The following is a 22,021-nucleotide window of genomic DNA, read 5'->3' on the forward strand; positions in this document are numbered from 1 at the left end:
GCGGCGCGACTCAGCCTATTGCGGTGACGAACCCGTTCCGGCTGCCGATGATGAGAGCACCGTCGGCGGTCAGCGCGGGGTAGCTGTCCACCTGACCACCGAGGTCGACGTCGAAGAGTTGCGTGCCGTTTCCGTCGAAGCCGTAGGCGTGCCCGTTCTGGCCGCCGAAGTAGAGCCGGTAGGCGCGGTCGACGACCGTCGAACTCCAGATCTGCCCCTGGATCGGCCCGTACCGGCCCGTTTCCGCGCCGGTGCGGACGTCGAAGGTGTGGACGACCCCGCTGTGGTCGGCCACGTACGCCAGTCCGGTGGACGTGACCGCTGGGGACGAGTAGGTGATCACCCGCGGCGCCTTCCACAGCAGCGTGCCGTCGGGGCGGTACGCCCACTCGTTGCTGCCGTTCGTGCCGAGCAGCGCGGTGCCGTCCGGCGCGAGGCCCGCCGATACCTCCGTGATGTCGTCGTGGGGGTCCGAGCGCCACGCCATGCGGGCGGAAGCCCCCTGGTCGTCGAGGGCCACGAGCGCCGAGTCGGCGGTGGTGTAGATGCGGCCCTTCCCATCGGTGACGACGGATCCGTACGACGTCGTCCCCACGTTCACGTGCCAGGCCACCCGGTGCACGTCGGGGGCGGAGACGTCGAGCGCGCTGACGGTGCCGGACGAGTCACCGACGTAGATGCGTTTCCCGTCGACGGTGACCGGCGAGGTGACCTGGTCCGCGAACGGCTCGGACCACAACTGCTGACCCGTGGGGGAAAGGGCGATCAAGCGGTTGTCCGCAGGAAACAGCACCGTGCCGTCCGGCAGCACCAGCGGCGAGATCGACAGATCACCCCCGGAGGGCGTACCCGAGTCGTACGTCCATCGATCGGTCCCGTCGACCGGGTTCAGGGCGTGCAGCACACCGCCGTCGGAGGCGACGAAGATCGTGCCGTCGGCACCCACGACGGGCCCGGGCGTCACCGCTGCTTCCAGCTTGCGCCGCCACCGCACCGCGCCGTTCGTCGGCCCGTCCTCCGTGGACGCTCCCGAGTGCCGGGCGTCGTGCAGGGCAGACGGCCACGGCGCCCAGGACGGCATGCCGGGGGCTCCCGTCGGCAGCACGATCCGCACCGGCCGGGCGGCCGGCGGGGGAGCCGCCGCCGGCGCCGCGCAGGAGGCGAGCGCCGCCACCGCGACCAGCGCCGCTGCGCAGGCCGAGAACCGGGAAAGAACCATGGATCGACGCTACGGAGCGGGAGCGATGGCTCCCGGGTTCTCCGGCTTACCGGTCTCGAACAGAACCAGGCCGACACGAGCGAGGCCGACATGGTGGGGGTGAGCAGCGCGGCCTCGCACGCATGCGCAACCAGCCGACTTAACCGGTGGCACCCGACCGGACAGCCCGACATGATCGTTTCATGCATTCGCCTCCTCTGCTTCCCTGTCGGACCGACACGGCTACCGAGGCGTTTCAGCAGCAGTCTCGTTCCCTGGGAGGCCTGATCACGACGATGCCGTGATGGACGCGCTCGTCGCCGGCTTGTTGGCCGGGTACGGGATCGCCCTACCGGTCGGAGCCGTCTCGACGTACCTCGTCGCGCTCACCGCCCGCACATCGCTGCGTGTGGGCGCAGCGGCAGCCATGGGCGTCGCGACCGCGGACGGGCTCTACGCCCTACTCGCGATCCTCGGGGGAGCCGCACTCGCCGGTGTGATCCAACCGGTCACGGTGCCGCTTCGGTGGCTGTCGGTCGTCGTCCTCGTCACGGTGGCGTTGTGGCTCGCCGTGGGCGCTGTCCGCCAGTTCCGTGCCGATGCACCGTCCGGACAGCAGCGGTCCACGCCACCTAGCGCGGTTCGCGCCTACGTGAGCCTGGTCGCGATCACCATCGTCAATCCGCTCACCGTCGTGTACTTCACTGCGTTGGTCCTCGGTTCGCGGGCGGGGATCACGACTTCCGTCGCCGAGCAGGCCGTGTTCGTCCTCGCTGCCTTCGTCGCCTCCGCCAGCTGGCAACTGGTCCTGGCCTGCGGCGGAGCCGTGCTCGGACGTCTTCTGACCGGACCTCGAGGCCGGTTGTCGACCGCGCTCTCATCCAGCGCGCTCATCGCCGTCCTGGCCGCCATGATCCCCTGATCCCGGACTGCGAGCACATATCCACACCTCTGGCCGAGCGCGGAGGACCGCACCCGCACCGCCGTCACGGGCATGCTGACGAACGGTGCGGCTGCGTAGTCCTCTGACCAGCGCGTAGGAGTCCCGGTCAGACGTCGCGGGTGATCGTCTGGTCGCGCCCCGGCCCGACGCCGATCGCGCTGACCGGCGCGCCCGCGAGCTCCTCGATGCGGTGCACGTAGGCGCGCGCCGCGGCCGGGAGATCGTCGAAGGTCCGGCATCCGGAGAGGTCCTCGAACCAGCCGGGGAGCTCCTCGTACACCGGCACGGCGTGGTGCACGTCGGTCTGCGTCATCGGCATCTCGTCGATCCGCTTGCCGTCGACCTCGTAGCCGACGCAGATCGGCACCTTCTCCAGGCCGGACAGCACGTCGAGCTTGGTGAGGAAGAAGTCGGTGATCCCGTTGACCCGTGCGGCGTAGCGGCCGATCACGGCGTCGAACCAGCCGCAGCGGCGCGGCCGTCCGGTGGTGACGCCCACCTCACCGCCCGCCTTGCGCAGGTGCTCGCCCATGGCGTCCAGCAGTTCGGTGGGGAACGGGCCCGAGCCGACGCGGGTGGTGTAGGCCTTCAAGATCCCGATCACGCGGGTGATCCGGTTGGGGCCGAGGCCCGAGCCGACCGCGGCGCCACCCGCCGTCGGGTTCGAGCTGGTGACGAAGGGGTAGGTGCCGTGGTCGACGTCGAGCAGCGTGCCCTGGGAGCCCTCCAGCAGGATCGTCTCCCCCGCCTCGATGGCCTGGTTGAGCAGCAGGCGGGTGTCGGCGATCCGGTCGACGAACCGGCGGCCGTGGGCGAGCACGGTGTCCACCACCTCGTCGACGTCGAGCGCGCGCCGGTTGTAGACCTTCACCAGCACCTGGTTCTTGAACTCCAGGGCGGCCTCGACCTTCTGGTGGAGGATCTTCTCGTCGAGGACGTCGGCCACCCGGACGCCCACGCGTGCGACCTTGTCCTGGTAGGCGGGCCCGATGCCCCGGCCGGTGGTGCCGATCTTGGCCTTGCCCAGGAACCGCTCGGTGACCTTGTCGATGGCCACGTGGTACGGCATGATCAAGTGCGCATCAGCGCTGATCAGCAGGTTGCTGGTGTCCACGCCGCGGGCTTCGAGTCCGGAGAGCTCGTCGAGCAGCACACCAGGGTCCACCACCACGCCGTTGCCGATCACGTTGCGCAGGCCGGGAGTGAGGATCCCGGAGGGAATCAGGTGCAGAGCGAAGTCCTGTCCGTCGGGCAGCACCACCGTGTGGCCGGCGTTGTTGCCGCCCTGGTACCTCACCACCCATTGCACCTGTCCACCGAGAAGGTCGGTGGCCTTGCCCTTGCCCTCGTCGCCCCACTGGGCGCCGATCAGGACGATCGCCGGCATGTGAAACTCCAGTCCTAGCCACCCGGAGGTGGATACAGCGAGCGCGGCGCGTGCCCATCACCGCGGCGGGGAGGGTAACCGATCTGGTGAGCACGATCGATTCAACAGTGGTGCTGCTGGCCTGCTCCGACGACGGTCAGGTCACGCGGCTCCCGGTCCACAGTAGTGGGCACCCCTCAGGGGTGCCCGTGGTCGCACTGCCTGCCCGGCCCGACCGCACGGCGATCGACCCCGTTCTCGCCGAGTACAAGCCCCGCCGGGTCGTCGTGGCGGGCACCGATGCGGACCTCGCCGCCGTACTCGTGCGGCTGCTGCGCACCGACCGGCTGGCCGTCGAGGTGGCGTATCTGCCCTCGGGCCCGTCGGCCGCGGCCACGGCGTGGGGCCTCCCGGCCGGGGCGGACGCGGAGCGGCTCGCGCTCACCGGCACGGCGTCTGCCATGCCGCTCGTCCGGGACGACGGGGGCGGGGTGCTCGTCGGCCGCGCCGAGATCCGCGACCTGGACGGGGAGTGTTACTGCGACAACGTGCTGGTGCTGCGCGGCAACGCCCGGCGGCTGGTGGTCGTCCCGGGTCCGGACGGGATCGCCGTCCGAGCCGGCTGGACCGGACGGACGCCCGACGGGCGCGTGCGGGCCGTGGCGCCGCGGGCTCCGCGCGGGCGGGGTTCCGCGGTCGGCCGGGCGGTCCAGGTGGGCTGCCGACCCGCCACCGTGGTCAGCGACGGCGTGGCGCATCCGCGTGAGGTGGCGCGCTGGACCTGGTACCGGCACATCGAGGACTGGCTGCTGGTCGTCCCTTGATCGGGTGATCCCCGCCGTTCCCCGAAACGTGATCGAACCGTGGCGTTAACAAAGCCGGATTAGAACTGTCGGCATGCACTTGAGCCCGCAGGAGCGCGACAAGCTGCTCGTCCACGTCGCGGCGGATGTCGCGCGGTCCCGGCGCGCCCGCGGGCTGCGGATGAACTACCCCGAGGCGGTCGCGCTGATCACCGACCACGTACTGGAGGGCGCGCGCGACGGCCGCAGTGTGGGGGAGCTCATGTCGAGCGGCCGCGAAGTGCTCACCAGCGACGACGTACTGGACGGGGTAGGTGACATGATCGACTCGGTGCAGGTCGAGGCCACGTTCCCCGACGGCACGAAGCTCGTCACCGTCCACGACCCGATCGTCTGACGTGGCCGGCGGAGCAGCGGCACCGGGCAGCCCCGGCGAGATCATCCCCGGCGAGGGGTCGATCCCGCTCAACCCGGGACGCGACCGGATCACCCTCGTCGTCACCAACGCGGCAGACCGCCCCGTCCAGGTCGGGTCGCACTTCCACTTCGCGGCCGTCAACCCAGGGCTCACGTTCGACCGGGCAGCGGCCTGGGGCAGGCACCTCGACATCCCGGCCGGCACGTCGGTGCGTTTCGAGCCGGGCGTCGAGCGGGAGGTGACGCTCGTCCCACTGGCGGGCGCCCGGCGCGTGCCGGGTCTGCGCGTCGAGTTCGCAGGCGCGCTCGACGAGCGCGGAGCCGACCCCGGCCCGCTCGCCTACGGAGGAGAGCAGTGACCTCGATCGAGCGTGCCCGCTACATCGACCTGTTCGGCCCCACCGTCGGCGACCGCATCCGGCTGGCGGACACGAACCTGCTCATCGAGGTCACCGAGGACCGCAGCCGCGGCGCCGCGTCCGGCGACGAGGTGATCTTCGGTGGCGGCAAGGTGATCCGCGAGTCGATGGGCCAGTCGGCGCGCACGAGCGCGGAGGGCGCTCCCGACCTGGTGATCACCGGCGCCGTCGTGCTCGACCACTGGGGCGTGGTGAAGGCCGACATCGGCATCCGTGACGGGCGGATCGTCGGGATCGGCAAGGCAGGCAACCCCGACACGATGGACGGCATCGACGACACGCTGGTGATCGGGCCGTCCACGGAGGTGATCTCCGGCAACGGACGGATCCTCACCGCGGGCGGGATCGACCCCCACGTCCACTTCATCTGCCCGCAGCTCGTCGACACCGCGCTCGCGTCGGGTCTCACCACGCTCGCGGGCGGGGGCACCGGGCCCGCCGACGGCACCAAGGCCACCACCGTGTCGCCAGGGCCACGCGCGATCGGCCGGATGCTGCAGGCGATGGACCACCTTCCGATCAACGTCCTGCTGATGGGCAAGGGCAACACCACCAGCGCCGAGGCGCTCTGGGAGCAGCTGAGGGCCGGAGCGGGCGGGTTCAAGCTGCACGAGGACTGGGGCACCACCCCCGCCGTGATCGACGCCTGCCTGCGGGTGGCCGACGCGTCCGGTGTGCAGGTGGCGATCCACACCGACACCCTCAACGAGGCCGGCTTCGTCGAGTCCACGCTCGAGGCGATCGCCGGCCGCTCGATCAACGCCTTCCACACCGAGGGCGCGGGCGGCGGGCACGCCCCGGACATCATCGAGGTGGTCGGCCGGGCGAACATCCTGCCGTCGTCGACCAACCCCACACGCCCGCACACGGTGAACACGATCGACGAGCACCTCGACATGCTCATGGTCTGCCACCACCTCAACCCGGGGGTGCCGGAGGACCTCGCGTTCGCCGAGAGCCGGATCCGCCCCACCACGATCGCCGCCGAGGACGTGCTGCACGACATGGGTGCGATCTCGATGATGAGCTCCGACTCGCAGGCGATGGGCCGCATCGGCGAGGTGATCATCCGCACCTGGCAGACCGCCCACGTGATGAAGGCCGCACGCGGAGCGCTCCCGGGCGACGGGGCCGCCGACAACCTGCGGGCACAGCGCTACGTCGCCAAGTACACGATCAACCCCGCGATCGCCCACGGGATGGCGCACGAGATCGGCTCCGTCGAGGTCGGCAAACTCGCCGACCTCGTGCTGTGGGAGCCCAAGTTCTTCGGCGTCCGGCCCGAGCTGGTGATCAAGGGCGGGTTCATCGCCTGGGCGCAGATGGGCGACGCCAACGCGTCCATCCCGACGCCGCAGCCGGTGCTGCCGCAGCCCATGTTCGGGGCCGCACCGCTGGTGGCCGCCGACACCAGCGTCAACTTCGTGGCGCAGGCAGCGCTCGACCGCGCAGGCCTGGACGGGCTGCGGCTGGCCAAGCGTGCCGCGGCCGTCGCCGACACGCGGTCGGTCCGCAAGTCCGACATGATCGCCAACGACGCCACGCCGGACGTGCGGGTGGACCCCGACTCCTTCGCCGTGCGGATCGACGGCGAGCTCGTCTTGCCCGCCCCGGTGGACGTCCTGCCGATGGCCCAGCGCTACTTCCTGTTCTGATGGCGAGCCTCGCGGCTCTCACGCTGGCCGACGCCCGGTTCCCCGGCGGTGGGCACGCCCACTCCGGTGGTGTCGAGGAGGCGGCGGCCCGCGGGCTGATCACCGGGGTGCCCGACCTCGGCTCGTTCCTGTCCGGACGGCTGCGCACCACGGGCCTCGTGGGGGCCGCGTTCGCTGCGGCCGCGGTGGTGGCGGCGACCCGGCCCGACACGGACTGGTCGGTGCTCGACGGCGAGCTGGACGCCCGCACGCCGGCTGCCGCCCAGCGCGACGCGTCGCGGGCCCAGGGCCGGGCGGCCCTACGCGCGGCCCGGCTCTCCTGGCCGTCGCCGGTGCTCGACGCCCTCTGCGCGGTGGCCCCCCGGCCCCACCACGCCCTGCTGGTGGGCGCCGTCGTCGGCATCGACGGCGGCAGCCCGGCCGAAGCCGCCCAGTGCCTCGCGTACCTCGCGGTGAGCGGCCCGGCGTCGGCCGCGGTCCGGCTGCTCGGGCTGGACCCGCTGGCGGTGAACGCCGCGATCGTCGCGTTGCGCCCCGAACTGGACGCCGTGGTCGCGCAGGCTGCGCACGCCGCGGCGCTACCGCCCGACCGGCTGCCCGCACCGGGAGCGCCGGTGCTCGACCTGATGGCCCAGGCCCACGTCCACCACCACCGCGAACAGGTGCGTCTCTTCGTCTCGTAAGGAGCCAGTTCATGAGTGCTGACCACGGCCACGGCCACTCGCTCGACCCGACGGTCACCGAGCCCGACCCGCACGTCCCGCAGGCGCCGTCCGGGCGGGCGGTGCGCATCGGCATCGGCGGCCCGGTGGGCAGCGGCAAGACCGCGCTGGTCGCCGCGCTGGCCCGCACGCTCGGGCCGCGGCTGCGCCTCGGCGTGGTGACCAACGACATCTACACCACCGAGGACGCCGACTTCCTGCGCCGGGCCGGAGTGCTCACCCCCGACCGGATCGAGGCCGTGCAGACGGGCTGCTGCCCGCACACCGCGATCCGCGACGACATCACCGCCAACCTGGACGCCGTCGAGTTGCTGGAGGAGCGGTTCGGCGACCTCGACCTCGTCCTCGTGGAGAGCGGCGGCGACAACCTGACGGCCGTGTTCAGCCGCGGGCTGATCGACCGGCAGATCTTCGTCGTCGACGTGGCGGGCGGGGACAAGGTGCCGCGCAAGGGCGGCCCCGGCGTCACCACGGCCGACCTGCTGGTGATCAACAAGGTGGACCTCGCCCCGTACGTGGGTGCGGACCTCGGCGTGATGACCTCCGACGCCCACCGGATGCGCGGCGGGCTGCCCGTGATCGCACAGTCCCTGGTGACCGACCCGGCCGCCTCCGACGTCGCCGAGTGGGTGCTCGCCCAGCTCGCCGCGGTGCGGGTGCCCGCCGCCTGATCGTCGTGCTGGCCAGAGCGCGGATCGTCGTCGAACGGCGCGGCGCGCGCACCGTCGTCCGTGAGCTGCGGTCCCAGCCGCCGCTGACGCTGCTGCCCCAGCGCGGGGCCGTGGCGTCCCGGTCCCCGGCCGCCACCGTGCACATGGTGAGCTCGGCAACCACCCCACTCGGCGGCGACGACGTGGTGCTCGAGGTCGTCGCCGGGCCGGGGGCGGAGCTCGTCCTCACCGGGGTGGCCGCCACACTCGCCCTGCCCGGGCAGGCGTCCGGGCCGAGCAGGCTCGTCGTCCGGCTCACCATCGGCGACGGCGCCTGCGTCCAGTACCTGCCGGAGCCCACCGTGGTCACCCTGCGCGCCGACCACCGCGGCGAGCTGCACGCCGAGCTGGGAGCAGGCTCCCGGCTGCGCTGCCGCGAGGTGCTGGTGGCCGGCCGCACCGCGGAGACGTCGGGGCGCTACCTGGGGCTCACCCGCATCGTGGACACCGCTACGGGCCGCCCGCTTCTCGTGCAGGGTCAGGAGCTGGGTGATCCGACGCTGCACGCCTCGGGCGCCCACCTCGCCGGGCGCCGCGTACTGGGCACGGAGGTGCTGGTGTGGGGCGAGGACCCGCCCACCGGTCTGGCGGGCGAGTGGTGGTCGCTCACCCCGCTCGCCGGGCGCGGGTCGCTCGCCACGGCCGTGGGCACCGACGCCGTCACGGCCGGCCGAGGGCTGGCGCTCGCGATCGCCGGCCATCCCGGCTGGGCCGCGACGACGCTCACCTCCGCAGCCCCCTGAGGTTCCTGGCGGTTTTGTCGGCCCATGGCGCTAGGTTCACTCCTCGATGCAGCGGCGTACGGACGAGACGGCGAGCACCCGCCCGAGCACCACACGGCGGGCCTCGTGGCTCCGGGGCAACCCCGGGGTGCACCACCTCTTTGCGGCACGGCGTCCCGCGCACCCCGGGCACGAACGCAGTGCCGACAGTGCGCGGCCGACGGGAACACTGGTCGTCGCACGCCGCTGCATCACCACCGGTCCGGCACCGACCTGACGTGGCACCGCACCCACCCGTCGTCGCAAACGCCGCGCTGGCCGGCCCGTGGCGCCTGGACGCGCTCACCGAGCGGCTGGCCCCGCTGCCCGGGTGGAGGAGCCCGGAGGAGATCGGCGACGTCGTCGCGCTCCTGCTCGGTCGCTGGCGCACCAAACCGCGAAGCCACCTGGCCCGAGTGGTGGTCGAGGTCACCGCGCTGCTCGCCGCCCGGCAGGGGACACGTCCGCTGCGGCCCGAGGAGCCGCCTGCGCCGGTCTGGCGCTGGCCGGTCACGCCATGGGGCAGCCTCGACGAGCTGACCCGCGGTCTGGACCTGCGCGAGGGCGAGCTCGACTGGTTCGCCGACCGTGGCGGCTGGCTGCACCGCAGGCCGGAAGGGCCGCTGCACCACTACCGGACACGGTGGACGGCCTCGCGGTCGGGCGTCCCGCGGTTGCTGGAGACCCCGGCACCCCGGCTGCAGGAACTGCAGCGGCGCATCGGACGCTACGTGCTGGCCCGCATCCCGGTGCACGACGCCGCGCACGGCTACGTCCGCGGTCGCTCGCCGCTCACCCTCGCTGCCGTGCACGCGGGCCGGGCAATGGTGGTCCGGCTGGACCTGGAGGGCTTCTTCAGCCACGTCACCGGTGAACGGATCGCCGGTCTGATGCGCACCGCCGGCTACCCACCGGCGGTGGCCACGGCACTGGCCGGGCTCCTGGTCACGAGCACGCCGGTGCACGTGCTGCGCGGCGCGCCACCCGCGCCACCGGACGTGCTGGACTCCCGGCGCAGGCTGCTGGACCGGCTCGCCGCGCCGCACCTCCCGCAGGGGGCGCCGACCTCACCGGCCACGGCCAACCTGCTCGCCCACCGGCTCGACCGCCGCCTCTCCGGGCTCGCCGCCGCCATCGGCGCGGAGTACGGCCGTTACGCCGACGACCTGGTCTTCTCCGGCGAGGCGACGCTCCCGGCGTACGGCATCGTCGCCCGGGTCACGGAGATCGCGGCCGAGGAGGGGTTCCGGGTCCGCACCGACAAGACCCGGGTGCTGCCTTCCCACCACCGGCAGCGGATCACCGGCCTGGTGGTCAACGCGCGGCCGGCCACTCCACGCCGCGAGTACGACGCGCTGCGGGCCCTGCTGCACAACTGCGCCCGCACCGGGCCGGACGCGCAGAACCGCTCCGGCCACCCGGCGTTCCGCGAGCACCTGCTGGGCCGCATCTCCTGGGTCGAGGCCGCCCACCCGGCGCGGGGTGCCCGCCTGCGGGCGCGCTTCGCCGAGATCCGGTGGCCCGACTGGGATCATTGACAGGCGTCGCCGCGAGCACGAGGAGTCCCACCATGGCCGAGGTCCTGCTGTTCCATCACGCCCAGGGGCTGACCGCCGGGGTCACGGCGTTCGCCGACGACCTGCGTACGGCGGGCCACACCGTGCACACACCCGACGTCTACGACGGCAACACGTTCGAGACGCTGGACGACGGGATGGCGTACGCCAGGCAGGTGGGCTTCCAGGAGCTGCACGACCGGGGCGTCCGAGCCGCCGAGGGGCTGCCGGCCGAGCTGGTCTACGCCGGGTTCTCCCTCGGCGTGATGCCGGCCCAGGCGCTGGCCCAGACACGGCCTGGCGCGCGCGGCGCGTTGTTCTTCGACTCGTGCGTGCCGGTGTCGGAGTTCAGCACGTCATGGCCCGCCGGCGTCCCGGTCCAGATCCATGCGATGGAGTCCGACCCGTGGTTCCTCGAGGACATCGACGCGGCCCGGACTCTGGTCAAGGAGGCCGACCAGGCCGAGCTGTTCCTCTACCCGGGCGACCGCCACCTGTTCGCCGACAGCTCGTCGGCCGGCTACGACCCGGACGCCGCGGCACTCGTGCGGGAGCGGGTGCTCGCCTTCCTCGCCGAGCGCTGAGGTCCGCCCAGCGGTCACCGGCCCGACCAGGTCAGGCCGCCGGGCGCTCGTGGTAGGAGTCGACGTACTCCTGGTGGGAGAGGCTCGCGATCGCGTCCATGATCTCGTCGGTCACGGCGCGGCGGATCATGCCCGAGCCCTCGAGTCCCTCGTAGCGGGTGAAGTCGAGCGGCTCCCCGAAGCGCACGGTCACGCGGCGCAGGCGCGGAAACCGGGCCCCGACGGGCTGCACCCGCTCGGTGCCGATCAGCGCCACCGGGACGACCGGCGCACCGGTGCTCAGCGCGAGGCTGGCGACGCCGGTGTGGCCGCGGTGCAGGCGTCCGTCCAGCGACCGGGTGCCCTCGGGGTAGATGGCGAACACCCCTCCGGCATCCAGCACCTCGCGGGCGGCGTGCAGCGCCGCGAGACCGGCCTTGGCGTTGGCCCGGTCGACGGGGACGTAGCCCAGCGCCGTCAGGAACGAGGCGAACGCGCGACCACGCAATCCGGTCCTGGTGAAGTACTCCGCCTTGCCGAGGAACGAGACCGGCCGGCCGGCCGTCAGCGAGATCACCGCGGTGTCGACGGCGGCGCGGTGGTTGGCGGCGATGATCACCGGGCCGCAGCGGGGCACCCGCTCAGCGCCGTGCACCACCGGCCGATACAAGAATCGGACGAACGGCGCGAGGAGCCAGCGAACGACCAGATGCACGGGCCGCCAACGTGGGTGGCGTGGTCAACGTTCCCGAAGTTGCGAAATCCGTTGCACATCCACCCGGATGGCGGCATCCTTGCCTGGTCATGCGGATCTGACCACGCCACGCGTCCACGCCCGCGGCCTCGCCCGGTGGACGCTCCCTCGACCCTTCGGTGGTCCCGCGTGCCCGCAGCACTCCTCGCTCACGACCTCGTCAAGACCTACGGCGACCGCACCGTCCTCGACGGTGTGTCGCTGACCGCAGCACCCGGCAGCCGAATCGGGCTGATCGGGGAGAACGGCGCCGGGAAGTCGACGCTCCTGCGGCTGCTCGCCGGCGTGGAGGGTCCCGACTCCGGCAGCGTCACCCGTCCACCGGACGTCGGCCACGGCCACCAGGAACTGCCGTATCCCGCGCAGGCGCGGGTCGCCGACGTGCTCGCGGACGCGCTGCGGGAAGCCCGGGCGGCCGTCTACGCGCTCGCCGAACTGGCCGCTGAGCTTGCACGCCGTCCCGCCGATCCCGACGTGCTGCGCCGCTACGGCGACTGCCTGGAGTGGTGTCACGACCACGACGCCTGGGACGCGGACCGGCGGGCCGAGCTGGTGCTGGCAGGCCTCGGGCTCGCCCGGGTGGACACCGGACGGCCGCTCGACACGCTGTCCGGAGGGCAGCGGGCCAGGCTCGGGCTCGCCGCCCTGCTCGTGCGCCGGCCCGGTGCGCTGCTGCTCGACGAGCCCACCAACCACCTCGACGACGACGGCGCCGGGTTTCTCGCCGAGCACCTGCGGCAGCTGCCGGGAGTGGTGCTCGCGGCCAGTCACGACCGCGCGTTCCTGGACGCGGTGTGCACCGACGTGCTCGACCTCGATCCCGCGCTCGGCGGCCCGACGCGGTACGGCGGCGGGTACACCGAGTACCGGGAGGCCCGCCGCGCGCAGCGGGCCCGCTGGGCACAGCGCTTCGCCGCCGAGCAGGACGAGCTGGTGGCACTGCGCCACGCGGTGGCGGTCACCGCGCGGCGTGTCGCCCACGACCGTCCGCCCCGGGACAACGACAAGATGGCTTACGACTTCTTCGGCGGCAGGGTGCAGCGGCAGCTGTCGCGGCGCGTGCGCAACGCCGAGCGCCGGCTCGACGAGCTCACGCACGAGCAGGTGCCACGGCCGCCGGATCCCCTGCGGTTCAGCGCGGCGGTCGGCGCGCCGGCCGCCGGACCGGCGGCTGCGCTGCGCCGCGTGCACGTGCCCGGCAGGCTCGTCCTCGACCACCTCGACGTTCCCGCGGCCGACCGGCTGCTCGTCACCGGACCCAACGGCGCGGGGAAGTCGACGCTGCTCGCGGTGCTGGCAGGACGGCTGGACCCGGTCGAGGGCACGGTGCACCGCCGCCGCGGGCTGCGCGTCGGGCTGCTGGCCCAGGACATCTCGATCGAGCCGTCCACCCACTCAGCGCGCTCGGTGTACGCCGATCGGCTCGGGCCGGAGCGGGCCACCGCCACCCCGCTGGCGACACTCGGACTGCTGAAGCCGCGGGACCTCGACCGGCCCGTCGCGGAGCTGTCGGTCGGGCAGCGTCGACGCCTGGAGCTCGCGCTGCTGGTGGCAGGCGCCCCGCAGCTGCTGCTCCTCGACGAACCGACCAACCACCTCTCACCCGCGCTCGTCGAGGAGCTGGAGGAGGCGCTCGGCTCGAGCCCGGGTGCGGTGGTGGTTGCGAGTCACGACCGGTGGCTGCGCCGGCGCTGGACGGGGCGCGAGCTGCATCTGCGGGACGGCCGGCCGGCCTGACCCGTCAGATCCGGCGCGGGTGCCGCACCCGGGCTCACCTGCACGATTTGCGGGGACCGGCCGGCAACATGGTCCACGCCTCGCGCGCCGGAGAGCCTCGCCCGCCAGATCCACCGGTTCGCCGACCGCCACTTGCACGAGGAGAAGCTGGGATGAGCAACCAGGAGTTCACGCTGGTCGTCGACGACCGCCTCACCGACGCTGAGCTCGACGCTCTGTTCGAGGCGGGCGGTGACGACACCGCCCCGGACCTGCAGGCCGACCGGACCGCGATCCGGTTCGATCGGGAGGCAGACACGCTGGCCGCCGCCCTGCAGAGCGGGCTCGACACCGTTGCCCGCGCGGGCCTGCGTGTCATCGGCGTGCAGGCCGGGGACGTCGCGGCGGCCTGACCGTCGGCCCCGTCAGATCCGGCGCTGGTCCCGCATCGCCGCCAGAGCATCCGCGCGGGTCATTCCGGTGGCCTGCAGGAGGTCCAACGCGATCGAACGCAGCTGCGCCAGGATCACCTGTTCCGATGGGCCGCCGGTCCAGCCGTCCACCAGCGCCACCGCGTGCCGGACGACGTCCAGCACCGGTTCACGGGCGCGCTCCCGTTCGCCCTCACGCCCCAGCTGGTCGGTGAGCGTCCGGACAGCGGCAGAGAGCTCGCCCAGCAGGTCGGCGAGCTCCGGTGCGATGGGCTCGTCGTGCTCCAGTGCGGTGTAGACCCGGCGACCGAGCACACGGGCGTTGCGCATCGCGTAGTCGGCCCGCTCCGCGAGCTCCGCGAACCGGCCGAGGACACGGCGCCGCCTGCGGTGCAACGGCGCGACCGTGGTGACCTCCTGGCCGCCCCGCAGCGCGGCACGCAGCTCGTCGATCAGCGGCTGGCTGGCGCGGGCACGTTCCAGGGCCGCGGCGGCGGCGCCGGCGTCGCGGCCCCGCAGGGCGTCGGCCGTCATGCCGAGCACGGTGGCCAGCTCGTCGAGCAGAGCACGTCCCTGCCTGCGGGCCGGACCGACCGGATCCGTGGGCAGGACGGCCACGACCAGCACGCCCACGGCGCCACCGATCAGGGCGTCGAGGCAGCGGTCGATCCCGCCGGACTCACCGGGTGGCAGCAGCGTCGCCACGAGCACCGCGGACGATGCGGCCTGCGCGACGAGCAGCGTGGCGCCGTTGGCGAACACCGCGATGGCCATCGCGAGCCCGACGACCAGGGTGATCTGCCAGGCTCCGCTCCCGATCCAGGAGATCAGCAGGTCGCCGACGAGCACACCGAGGCTCACCCCGAGCACGAGCTCGGCCACGCGCCGCAGCCTGCTCCCCAGCGACACGCCGAGGCTGATCACCGCGGCGATGGGAGCGAAGAACGGCCGCGGGTGACCGACCAGGTTGTAGGCGACGAACCAGGACAGTCCCGCGGCCACCGCACACTGCGTGATCGGGATCGCGGACACCTCGAGCCTGCGGAAGCCGTGCTGGAACCGGGCGCGCACCCGGTCCAGCCGCACCGCTGCAGGCAAGTACGTCAGCCCAGACCGAGGGCAGCCGCGGCGGCCGGGTCGGAGTCGACGAGGAAGACCAGGCAACGCTCCGCCTCGGCGGTCTCCCCGATGAGGGCGGCGGCGCGCTGCAGCGAGGCCAGGGCCCGCAGGAAGCCCCGGTTGGGCTCGTGCGACCACGGGACCGGGCCGAAGCCCTTCCAGCCCGAGCGTCGCAGCTGGTCGAGGCCCCGGTGGTAGCCCGTACGCGCATAGGCGTAGCCGGTGATCGTCAGGGCGTTCTCGAGCGCCCGTTCGGCGAGCACCGCCCACGCGAGGGACGACGTCGGATGCGCCGCCGCGACCTCTTCAGGCGTGACGCCGCGGTCGAGCTCCGCGGCGGCCGGGTCGACGGGCAGCAGGGTGGGCTCTGGTCCGAGCAGGTTGCCGTGCAGGGTCATGCCAGCATCTTGCCGTTCTTCGCGTGGTGCGCGGACACGAGTGCCGGAGCGCGCTTCCTGCGCACCCGGTTCAGCGCAGGGTCGTGCCCGTGGACCGCAGGTTCTCGCACGCGACGGTGACGCGCTCGCTCATCCCGATCTCGGCCGCCTTCAGGTACGTGCGCGGGTCGTAGGCCTTCTTGGTCCCGACCTCGCCGTCGACCTTGAGCACGCCGTCGTAGTTCTTGAACATGTGGTCCGCGATCGGGCGCGTGAAGGCGTACTGCGTGTCGGTGTCGACGTTCATCTTCACCACGCCGTAGCCCAGCGCCTCGTGGATCTCCTCGAGCAGCGAGCCCGAGCCGCCGTGGAAGACCAGGTCGAACGGCTTCGATCCCGCAGACAGCCCCAGCTTCGCGGTGGCGACCTCCTGGCCCTGCTTGAGGATCTCCGGGCGCAGCTTGACGTTGCCCGGCTTGTAGACGCCGTGCACGTTGCCGAACGTGGCGGCCAGCAGGTACCGGCCCTTCTCGCCGCCGCCGAGCGCCTCCACCGTGTCCTCGTAGTCGCCGGGGGCGGTGTAGAGCTTCTCGTTGATGTCGTTGGCGACGCCGTCCTCCTCGCCACCGACCACCCCGATCTCGACCTCGAGGATGATCTTCGCCTTGACTGCCTGGTCGAGCAGCTCGGCGGCGATCCGCAGGTTCTCGTGCAGCTCGGTGGCCGACCCGTCCCACATGTGTGACTGGAACAGCGGGTTCTCCCCGCGGTCGACACGCTCCTGGCTGATCGCGATCAGCGGCCGGACGTAGCTGTCCAGCTTGTCCTTCGGGCAGTGGTCGGTGTGCAGCGCGATGTTGATCGGGTACTTCGCGGCGACGACGTGCGCGAACTCCGCGAGCCCCACGGCCCCGGTCACCATGTCCTTGACCGCGGTGCCGGACAGGAACTCGGCCCCGCCCGTGGAGATCTGCACGATCCCGTCGCTCTCCGCCTCGGCGAAGCCACGCAGCGCAGCGTTCAGCGTCTCCGTGCTCGTGACGTTGATCGCCGGGTAGGCGTACTCACCGTTCTTGGCCTTGTCCAACATCTCGTTGTACTTCTCGGGGGTGGCGATAGGCACGGTCTGGCCCTCCTCGACGTCCTCGTTCTCCGACCCGCAGTATCCCGCACTCGGAGTGAGACGTCCCCGTCGGCGGACATCTGCCTCACCATTAAGCTGCGTCGCATGATCCGCGACGGTGGGGAGAACGCCGTCGAGCAGACGCTGAGCAGGCTGCGGCGCATCGACACCCGCCCCGAGCCGCCCCCTGCTCCGGGTGCCCCGCGGACTCTCTCAGATCTCTACCGCGACCACCGCATGCGCATGGTGCGCCTGGCGGTCCTCCTGGTCGACGATCCGAGCACGGCGGAGGACGTCGTCCAGGAGGCGTTCACCGGGCTGCATCGGCACTGGTCGGGGCTGCGCGACGAGGCGGCCGCCGTCGGCTACCTGCGCACGGCCGTGGTCAACGGCTCACGGTCGGTGCTGCGCCGACGGCGTACGGCGCGCGACTACGTCCCGCCCCACCAGGTGAACGCCCGCTCCGCCGAGTCGCTCGCGATGCTGTCCGCCGAGCACCAGGCGGTGGTGGATGCTCTCTCCACGTTGCCGCCCCGGCAGCGCGAGGTGCTGGTACTGCGCTACTACGGCGGGCTGTCCGAGGCCGAGATCGCAGACGCCACCGGCATCAGCCGCGGCACCGTGAAATCGACGGCGAGCCGCGCACTGGAGGCCGTCGCGCGCGTGATGAGCGGCGGTGGGGCACGATGACGTCCGTGAGCAGCAGCGACGATTCCGAGCGCCGGGTCGCCGAAGCACTGCGCGCCAGGGCTACGGGCGCGGGACGCGCCGGCGTTCCCCGCGCGGTGCGGCAGGCGCCGGTGGCCGGCCCGGACGTACGGATCGCCTTGCTGATCGCGCTGGTCGGCGGCGTGGTGCTCGGCGTGGCGCTCGCGCTGCTCTCGCTGCTCGCTCCGGGGGTGCTCCCCGGTCCGGGGTGACCGCGTCAACGCGGTACCGTCCGGGCCGTGCATGAACTCGCGCTCGGCCCTGAGTGGCTCCAGCCGGATTCGATCATCTCCTGGCTCGGCCCGTGGGCGCTGGTCGGGCTGGCACTCATCGTGTTCGCCGAGTGCGGGCTGCTGCTCGGGTTCTTCCTGCCGGGCGACTCCCTGCTGTTCACCGGTGGCCTCTTCGTCGCGCAGGGCTCGATCGAGGCCCCGTTGTGGCTGGTCTGCGCGATCCTCGTGGTCGCGGCCCTCGCGGGCAACGCGTCGGGCTACTGGATCGGACGCACGGCCGGCCCTGCCGTGTTCGACAAGCCGAAGTCGAAGCTGTTCAAACCGCAGCACGTGCGCAAGACGCAGGACTTCTTCGACAAGTACGGCAACCGGGCCATCGTGCTCGGCCGGTTCGTGCCGGTGGTGCGTACGTTCATCACGGTGATGGCAGGCGTCGGCCAGATGGAGGCGAAGCGCTACCTCACCTACTCGCTCATCGGCGGCATCGCCTGGGCCGCGGGTGTCACGGTGCTCGGCTTCTGGCTCGGTCAGTTCGCGTTCGTGCGCGACCACATCGAGCTGATGCTGATCGTGATCGTGCTGGTGTCGGTGCTGCCGATCATCTTCGAGGTGCTGCGCGCCCGCCGCTCCGGTGGAGCCCACGCCCGGTAACACCGCTCCGCACGCGCGCGACCCCGGAGGTACCTACTCTGGAGCCCCGTGAGCAGCGCGTCTGTCCTGCACCTCGCCGTCGGGCCCCTCGCCGAGGCCGGTCCGGTGACGGTGTGGGTCGTCGTCCTCGCGTTCGTGTTCTTCGAGTGCGCGCTCATCGTCGGGATGTTCCTGCCCGGCGACACGCTGCTGCTGGCCGCGGGCGTGGTGCTGGCACAGGGGCACCACGAGGCCAGCGCCTGGGCCCTCGGACTGGTGGCCTGCATCGTCGCCGTCGGCGGCAACCAGGTGGGTTACCTCGTCGGCCGGTACGCCGGCACCCGCATGCTGGCCCGCCGCAACGGCCGCATCCTCAACCGCACCAACCTGGCGCGGGCCGCCGCGTTCTTCGAGCGCTGGGGGTTCTGGGCCATCGTCGTGGCGCGGTGGGTGCCCTGGGTACGCACACTCGCGCCGATGATCGCCGGCGCCGCCCGCATGGACAACCGGCGCTACATCCTCGCCAACGCCGTCGGCGCCGTCCTCTGGGTGCCCACGCTGATCATGCTCGGCTACTACGGCGCCGGGCTGCTCGACGTCGTGCCGTGGCTCAAGACCGCCACGGCCGTGGCCGCGATCGCGTTCTTCGTGCTCGGCACGGGCTACGGGCTCTACCGCTACCGGCAGGAGATGCGCAGGCCGATCGACGACCCGTCCGCCGAACCTGATCAGCCTCCGGAGGAGCACGACCTGCGCGACACCGGCTGAGAGTCCGGTTCGCGCAGCTCAGCCTGCCCGCTGCAGCCTGGCCGCTGCCTCCAGCAGCATCCAACCCGACAGCTGCACCGACAGATCGGCCTCGGGCACTCCCCGGCCGGGATGCATGGCAGGCCTGCCCCATTCCGCGGAGAACACGGGACCGCCACGAACCTCCGCGCGGCCGTTCCACACCGCGGTGGCACCGGCCACCACGATCCGCGTCGCCGCGCCGGCCAGTTCGGGCATGCGCAGCGCGGCGTCGGCGAGATAGCGGGCCGTGATGCCGGCGAAGAGACCACCGTCCCCACCACCGGAGCCGGGCAGCACGCCACGGGGGTCGGCCAGCCGGTGCGTCATGGCGTCGACGATCGCCAGCGCGCGGTCGGTGAACCGGTGGTGGCCGTCCCGTTCGGCCAGCTCGACGCAGGCGCCGAGGTGCACACCCTGGCAGTAGGTGTAGATGTACGGCTCGACGGCGCGGATGCTCCCGTCAGGTGCTATCCGGACGCCGTCCCGGACCAGACCGGAGTCGGGATCGATCAGATTCTCGGCCATCCAGTCGGCGATGGCCGCCGCGAACGCCGACTGCCCGTCCCTGGCCAGCAGGATCGCCGCAGGCCCGTTGGCCGGGGCGTTCTTGAAGTCGTCGTCACGCCGCCACCAGATGCCGCCGCCCCCGCCTTCCGTCCAGCCGTCGTGGAGCCGGTTGGTGATCGCGGCGAGCGCCGACGGCCCGGAGCGGCCTGCGAGGAGTCCGGCGCGCTGCACCGCGAGACCGAGCCAGGCGATGTCGTCGTAGTAGCGGTTGAGCCACGAGCCGACATTGTGTAGCCGGACGCCCCGGACCAGGGCCCCGATCGCGTGGGCCCGCCGTCGCTCCGGCGACCGCAGCTGTGCGTCGATCATGCAGTCCAGGAGATGCGCCTGCCACCAGTAGTGCCACGGCGCCGGGGGGACGGGCAGCGGGCGGGGCCACCGGATGCGTCCGATGCGGGTGCCCGGCACCACGCCGGCAAGCCGTCGTAGGTGGCGGCGGACGACCGCCCGCTCGGCGATGCCCGCCCGTTCCGACCAGTCGACCTCCGCGGCAGCCACCGATCCAGTCTGCCTGATGGCCGAATGAGTGGGTTTCGTGTCGTTGACGCCATCCCGCGACGGTCCCACCGTTGAGGCGTGGCCATCCACGAGGTCGTCGTCCCCCTCTTCGACGGCATCCAGCCGCTCGACGCCACGGGTCCGCACGAGGTCCTCATGGGCGCCAACCGGGTGCTCGACCACAAGGGATCCGCGGCGCCGCGCTACCGGGTCACCTTCGTGGCGGCGACGCCGGACAGTGTCACCACCGACAGCGGCATGCGGATGTGCGTGGACGCCGCGCTGCCGGAGACGGGGGAGATCGACACGCTCCTGATCCCCGGGGGGTGGGGAGCGCGCGACATGACACCCGACCATGCACTCGTCGGCTGGCTGCGCCGGGCAGCCCCACGATCGGCACGGGTCGTCTCGGTGTGCACCGGGGCGTTCCCGCTCGCCGCCGCGGGCCTGCTAGACGGCCTATCGGCCACCACCCACTGGCGCTACGCGCCCGCGCTCGCCGCCGCGTATCCGGCCGTCGACGTCCGGCCCGATCCCATCTACCTGCGGCAGGGACGCATCTGGACCGCTGCGGGCGTCACCGCCGGAGTGGATCTCGCCCTCGCTCTCGTCGAGGCCGACCACGGTGTCGACGTCGCGCATTACATGGCACGCGAGCTCGTGGTCTTCCTGCGGAGACCGGGTGGGCAGAGCCAGTTCGCCGGACCGATCTGGTCACCGCCGGCCCGGCAGTCCTCGATCCGCGCCGCACAGGACCTGATTCACAGCGACCCGGCCGCCGACCTGCGGATACCGGTCCTCGCCGCGCGGGTGGGCATGAGCGAACGCCACTTCAGCCGCGAGTTCACCCGCGCGCTCGGCACCCCGCCGGGCGACTACGTCGAGCAGGTCCGGGTCGATGCGGCCAAGCGGCTGCTCGAGTCCGAACCCGTGCTCGTCACCGTCGTCGCGGCCCGTACGGGGTTCGGCACCGCCGAGACGATGCGCCGGGCGTTCGTGCGCCGCCTCGGCGTCGCCCCCGACCAGTACCGGCGGCACTTCGCCACCACGACAGCCACCACCGACGAGAGGACATGACCATGCAGGTCGCCATCCCCCTCTACCCCCGCATGACGGCGCTCGACGCGATCGGGCCGTACGAAGTGCTGCAGCGCGTGCCCGACCTGGACGTCGTGTTCGTCGGCGAACGGCGCGGCGAGGTCCGCACCGAGAACGGCTTCCTCGGCCTCACCGTGGACGCGACCCTCGACGAGGTGCCCACGCCCGACGTCGTCGTCGTACCGGGCGGGATCGGCTCCCGCGACCTGCTACGGGCAGGCCCGTACCTCGACTGGATCCGGGCGGCCCACGCCGGCACCCGCTTCACCACCTCGGTGTGCAGCGGCTCCCTCATGCTCGCCGCCGCCGGGCTGCTCGACGGCCTGACGGCCACCACCCACTGGATCGCCATGGAGCACCTGGAGAAGCTCGGAGCGGTACCCGTGACGCAACGGGTGGTGGAGCACCTGCCCGAGCGCCTGATCACCGCGGCCGGGGTGTCGTCCGGCATCGACATGGCGATCCGCCTCGTCGCGCTGCTCGTCGACGACGTGGCGGCGCAGGCAGCCCAGGTGTTCATCGAGTACGACCCGCAGCCGCCGTTCGACGCCGGCCACCCGAGCCGGGTCAGCCCCGCGGTGATGGAGCGAGTGCACGAGCACCTGCGGGTGCGGTCATGACCGCCCCGGCCGGGAGCACCCACGCCGCGCTGACCAACCGCAGGTTCTGGCGCCACTTCGTCGAGATGGTCGCCGAGATGGGCCTGGCGATGTTCGTGCCCTTCGTGGTGCTGCTCCCGGCGTTCTGGGCAGGCCGACTGTCCGCGGGCGCGCTGTTCACCCTCGGCCACGTGCTGATGCTGCCCGCGATGGTGCTGGCCATGCTGCGCCGGCCCGCCGAGTACACCTGCCCGGCGTAGCCGGTC

26 protein-coding genes are annotated in these 22,021 nt (G+C 72.4%); 19 read left to right on the forward strand and 7 right to left on the reverse strand.

All coding sequences use genetic code 11. The features are described 5' to 3' along the window. Positions 1–10: 10 nt before the first annotated feature. Complete coding sequence (locus AC5L35_RS07770) at positions 11–1,219, reverse strand: outer membrane protein assembly factor BamB family protein (protein ID WP_495058872.1); 1,209 nt, start codon at positions 1,217–1,219, stop codon at positions 11–13. Between the two features lie 283 nt (positions 1,220–1,502). On the opposite strand from AC5L35_RS07770, the gene AC5L35_RS07775 reads away from it, so the two are divergent. Further along, positions 1,503–2,120 (forward strand): LysE family transporter, encoded by a 618-nt coding sequence (locus tag AC5L35_RS07775; protein WP_495058873.1) that lies wholly within the window; start codon positions 1,503–1,505, stop codon positions 2,118–2,120. A gap of 127 nt (positions 2,121–2,247) precedes the next feature. Here the strand turns inward: AC5L35_RS07775 and AC5L35_RS07780 are convergent, their stop codons facing one another. Next, complete coding sequence (locus AC5L35_RS07780) at positions 2,248–3,528, reverse strand: adenylosuccinate synthase (RefSeq protein ID WP_495058874.1); 1,281 nt, start codon at positions 3,526–3,528, stop codon at positions 2,248–2,250. A gap of 86 nt (positions 3,529–3,614) precedes the next feature. Here AC5L35_RS07780 and AC5L35_RS07785 point away from each other — a divergent pair, with 86 nt between their 5' ends. From AC5L35_RS07785 to AC5L35_RS07825, 9 genes are all read left to right on the forward strand, one after another. Further along, positions 3,615–4,331: a hypothetical protein gene (locus AC5L35_RS07785; protein WP_495058875.1), complete on the forward strand. Its 717-nt coding sequence runs from the start codon at positions 3,615–3,617 to the stop codon at positions 4,329–4,331. 73 nt (positions 4,332–4,404) lie between these two features. Continuing rightward, on the forward strand, positions 4,405–4,707 hold the full coding sequence (locus AC5L35_RS07790; protein WP_433277009.1) for an urease subunit gamma: 303 nt from the start codon (positions 4,405–4,407) through the stop codon (positions 4,705–4,707). Position 4,708: 1 nt separating this feature from the next. Continuing rightward, positions 4,709–5,086 (forward strand): urease subunit beta, encoded by a 378-nt coding sequence (locus tag AC5L35_RS07795; protein ID WP_495058876.1) that lies wholly within the window; start codon positions 4,709–4,711, stop codon positions 5,084–5,086. After that, positions 5,083–6,801, forward strand: coding sequence for an urease subunit alpha (locus AC5L35_RS07800; protein WP_495058877.1), 1,719 nt, complete (start codon positions 5,083–5,085; stop codon positions 6,799–6,801). The genes AC5L35_RS07795 and AC5L35_RS07800 overlap by 4 nt, the downstream gene beginning before the upstream one ends. Further along, positions 6,801–7,484 (forward strand): urease accessory protein UreF, encoded by a 684-nt coding sequence (locus tag AC5L35_RS07805; RefSeq protein WP_495058878.1) that lies wholly within the window; start codon positions 6,801–6,803, stop codon positions 7,482–7,484. The genes AC5L35_RS07800 and AC5L35_RS07805 overlap by 1 nt, the downstream gene beginning before the upstream one ends. A gap of 11 nt (positions 7,485–7,495) precedes the next feature. Beyond that, a complete protein-coding gene (gene ureG / locus AC5L35_RS07810) occupies positions 7,496–8,194 on the forward strand; it encodes an urease accessory protein UreG (protein ID WP_495058879.1) in 699 nt (232 codons plus the stop codon). A 5-nt stretch (positions 8,195–8,199) separates the two neighbouring features. Further along, the gene (locus AC5L35_RS07815) at positions 8,200–8,976 is read left to right on the forward strand and encodes an urease accessory protein UreD (protein ID WP_495058880.1); all 777 of its coding nucleotides are present in this window, start codon (positions 8,200–8,202) and stop codon (positions 8,974–8,976) included. A gap of 257 nt (positions 8,977–9,233) precedes the next feature. Continuing rightward, positions 9,234–10,532: a reverse transcriptase family protein gene (locus AC5L35_RS07820; RefSeq protein ID WP_495058881.1), complete on the forward strand. Its 1,299-nt coding sequence runs from the start codon at positions 9,234–9,236 to the stop codon at positions 10,530–10,532. Continuing rightward, a complete protein-coding gene (locus AC5L35_RS07825; RefSeq protein ID WP_495058882.1) occupies positions 10,511–11,134 on the forward strand; it encodes a dienelactone hydrolase family protein in 624 nt (207 codons plus the stop codon). The genes AC5L35_RS07820 and AC5L35_RS07825 overlap by 22 nt, the downstream gene beginning before the upstream one ends. Before the next feature lie 31 nt (positions 11,135–11,165). On the opposite strand, the gene AC5L35_RS07830 is transcribed toward AC5L35_RS07825, so the two are convergent. Continuing rightward, the gene (locus AC5L35_RS07830; protein WP_495058883.1) at positions 11,166–11,828 is read right to left on the reverse strand and encodes a lysophospholipid acyltransferase family protein; all 663 of its coding nucleotides are present in this window, start codon (positions 11,826–11,828) and stop codon (positions 11,166–11,168) included. 168 nt (positions 11,829–11,996) lie between these two features. Between AC5L35_RS07830 and AC5L35_RS07835 the strand changes: the two genes are divergently transcribed. After that, a complete protein-coding gene (locus tag AC5L35_RS07835) occupies positions 11,997–13,604 on the forward strand; it encodes an ABC-F family ATP-binding cassette domain-containing protein (RefSeq protein ID WP_495058884.1) in 1,608 nt (535 codons plus the stop codon). Positions 13,605–13,756: 152 nt separating this feature from the next. Beyond that, positions 13,757–13,996 (forward strand): hypothetical protein, encoded by a 240-nt coding sequence (locus tag AC5L35_RS07840; protein ID WP_495058885.1) that lies wholly within the window; start codon positions 13,757–13,759, stop codon positions 13,994–13,996. 12 nt (positions 13,997–14,008) lie between these two features. Here the strand turns inward: AC5L35_RS07840 and AC5L35_RS07845 are convergent, their stop codons facing one another. The 3 genes from AC5L35_RS07845 to fbaA all read right to left on the reverse strand — a co-directional run bounded on the left by AC5L35_RS07845 (position 14,009) and on the right by fbaA (position 16,633). Beyond that, complete coding sequence (locus AC5L35_RS07845) at positions 14,009–15,100, reverse strand: FUSC family protein (protein ID WP_495058886.1); 1,092 nt, start codon at positions 15,098–15,100, stop codon at positions 14,009–14,011. 17 nt (positions 15,101–15,117) lie between these two features. Then, positions 15,118–15,531 carry a DUF3151 domain-containing protein gene (locus tag AC5L35_RS07850; protein ID WP_495058887.1) on the reverse strand — a complete coding sequence of 138 codons (414 nt, stop codon included), beginning with the start codon at positions 15,529–15,531 and terminating at the stop codon, positions 15,118–15,120. 70 nt (positions 15,532–15,601) lie between these two features. Next, positions 15,602–16,633 (reverse strand): class II fructose-bisphosphate aldolase, encoded by a 1,032-nt coding sequence (fbaA, locus tag AC5L35_RS07855; RefSeq protein WP_495058888.1) that lies wholly within the window; start codon positions 16,631–16,633, stop codon positions 15,602–15,604. A 105-nt stretch (positions 16,634–16,738) separates the two neighbouring features. Between fbaA and AC5L35_RS07860 the strand changes: the two genes are divergently transcribed. From AC5L35_RS07860 to AC5L35_RS07875, 4 genes are read left to right on the forward strand one after another with little or no spacing between them, the layout of a single operon-like run. Beyond that, positions 16,739–17,323 carry a SigE family RNA polymerase sigma factor gene (locus AC5L35_RS07860; protein WP_169397994.1) on the forward strand — a complete coding sequence of 195 codons (585 nt, stop codon included), beginning with the start codon at positions 16,739–16,741 and terminating at the stop codon, positions 17,321–17,323. Between the two features lie 5 nt (positions 17,324–17,328). Beyond that, positions 17,329–17,553 carry a hypothetical protein gene (locus AC5L35_RS07865; RefSeq protein WP_495058889.1) on the forward strand — a complete coding sequence of 75 codons (225 nt, stop codon included), beginning with the start codon at positions 17,329–17,331 and terminating at the stop codon, positions 17,551–17,553. 27 nt (positions 17,554–17,580) lie between these two features. Further along, a complete protein-coding gene (locus AC5L35_RS07870; protein WP_495058890.1) occupies positions 17,581–18,225 on the forward strand; it encodes a DedA family protein in 645 nt (214 codons plus the stop codon). Between the two features lie 48 nt (positions 18,226–18,273). Beyond that, on the forward strand, positions 18,274–18,972 hold the full coding sequence (locus AC5L35_RS07875; RefSeq protein ID WP_495058891.1) for a DedA family protein: 699 nt from the start codon (positions 18,274–18,276) through the stop codon (positions 18,970–18,972). 18 nt (positions 18,973–18,990) lie between these two features. Here AC5L35_RS07875 and AC5L35_RS07880 read toward each other — a convergent pair whose 3' ends face one another. After that, positions 18,991–20,058, reverse strand: coding sequence for a glycoside hydrolase family 76 protein (locus tag AC5L35_RS07880; protein WP_495058892.1), 1,068 nt, complete (start codon positions 20,056–20,058; stop codon positions 18,991–18,993). A 78-nt stretch (positions 20,059–20,136) separates the two neighbouring features. Here AC5L35_RS07880 and AC5L35_RS07885 point away from each other — a divergent pair, with 78 nt between their 5' ends. Genes AC5L35_RS07885 through AC5L35_RS07895 form a run of 3 tightly spaced genes read left to right on the forward strand, consistent with a single transcriptional unit; the run spans position 20,137 to position 22,015 of the window. Beyond that, complete coding sequence (locus AC5L35_RS07885; protein WP_495058893.1) at positions 20,137–21,135, forward strand: GlxA family transcriptional regulator; 999 nt, start codon at positions 20,137–20,139, stop codon at positions 21,133–21,135. Next, positions 21,132–21,776 (forward strand): DJ-1/PfpI family protein, encoded by a 645-nt coding sequence (locus AC5L35_RS07890; RefSeq protein WP_495058894.1) that lies wholly within the window; start codon positions 21,132–21,134, stop codon positions 21,774–21,776. The genes AC5L35_RS07885 and AC5L35_RS07890 overlap by 4 nt, the downstream gene beginning before the upstream one ends. Next, on the forward strand, positions 21,773–22,015 hold the full coding sequence (locus tag AC5L35_RS07895) for a hypothetical protein (protein WP_495058895.1): 243 nt from the start codon (positions 21,773–21,775) through the stop codon (positions 22,013–22,015). The genes AC5L35_RS07890 and AC5L35_RS07895 overlap by 4 nt, the downstream gene beginning before the upstream one ends. Positions 22,016–22,021 lie beyond the last annotated feature (6 nt).

This window comes from Pseudonocardia sp. OZ21 (genome assembly GCF_059359135.1).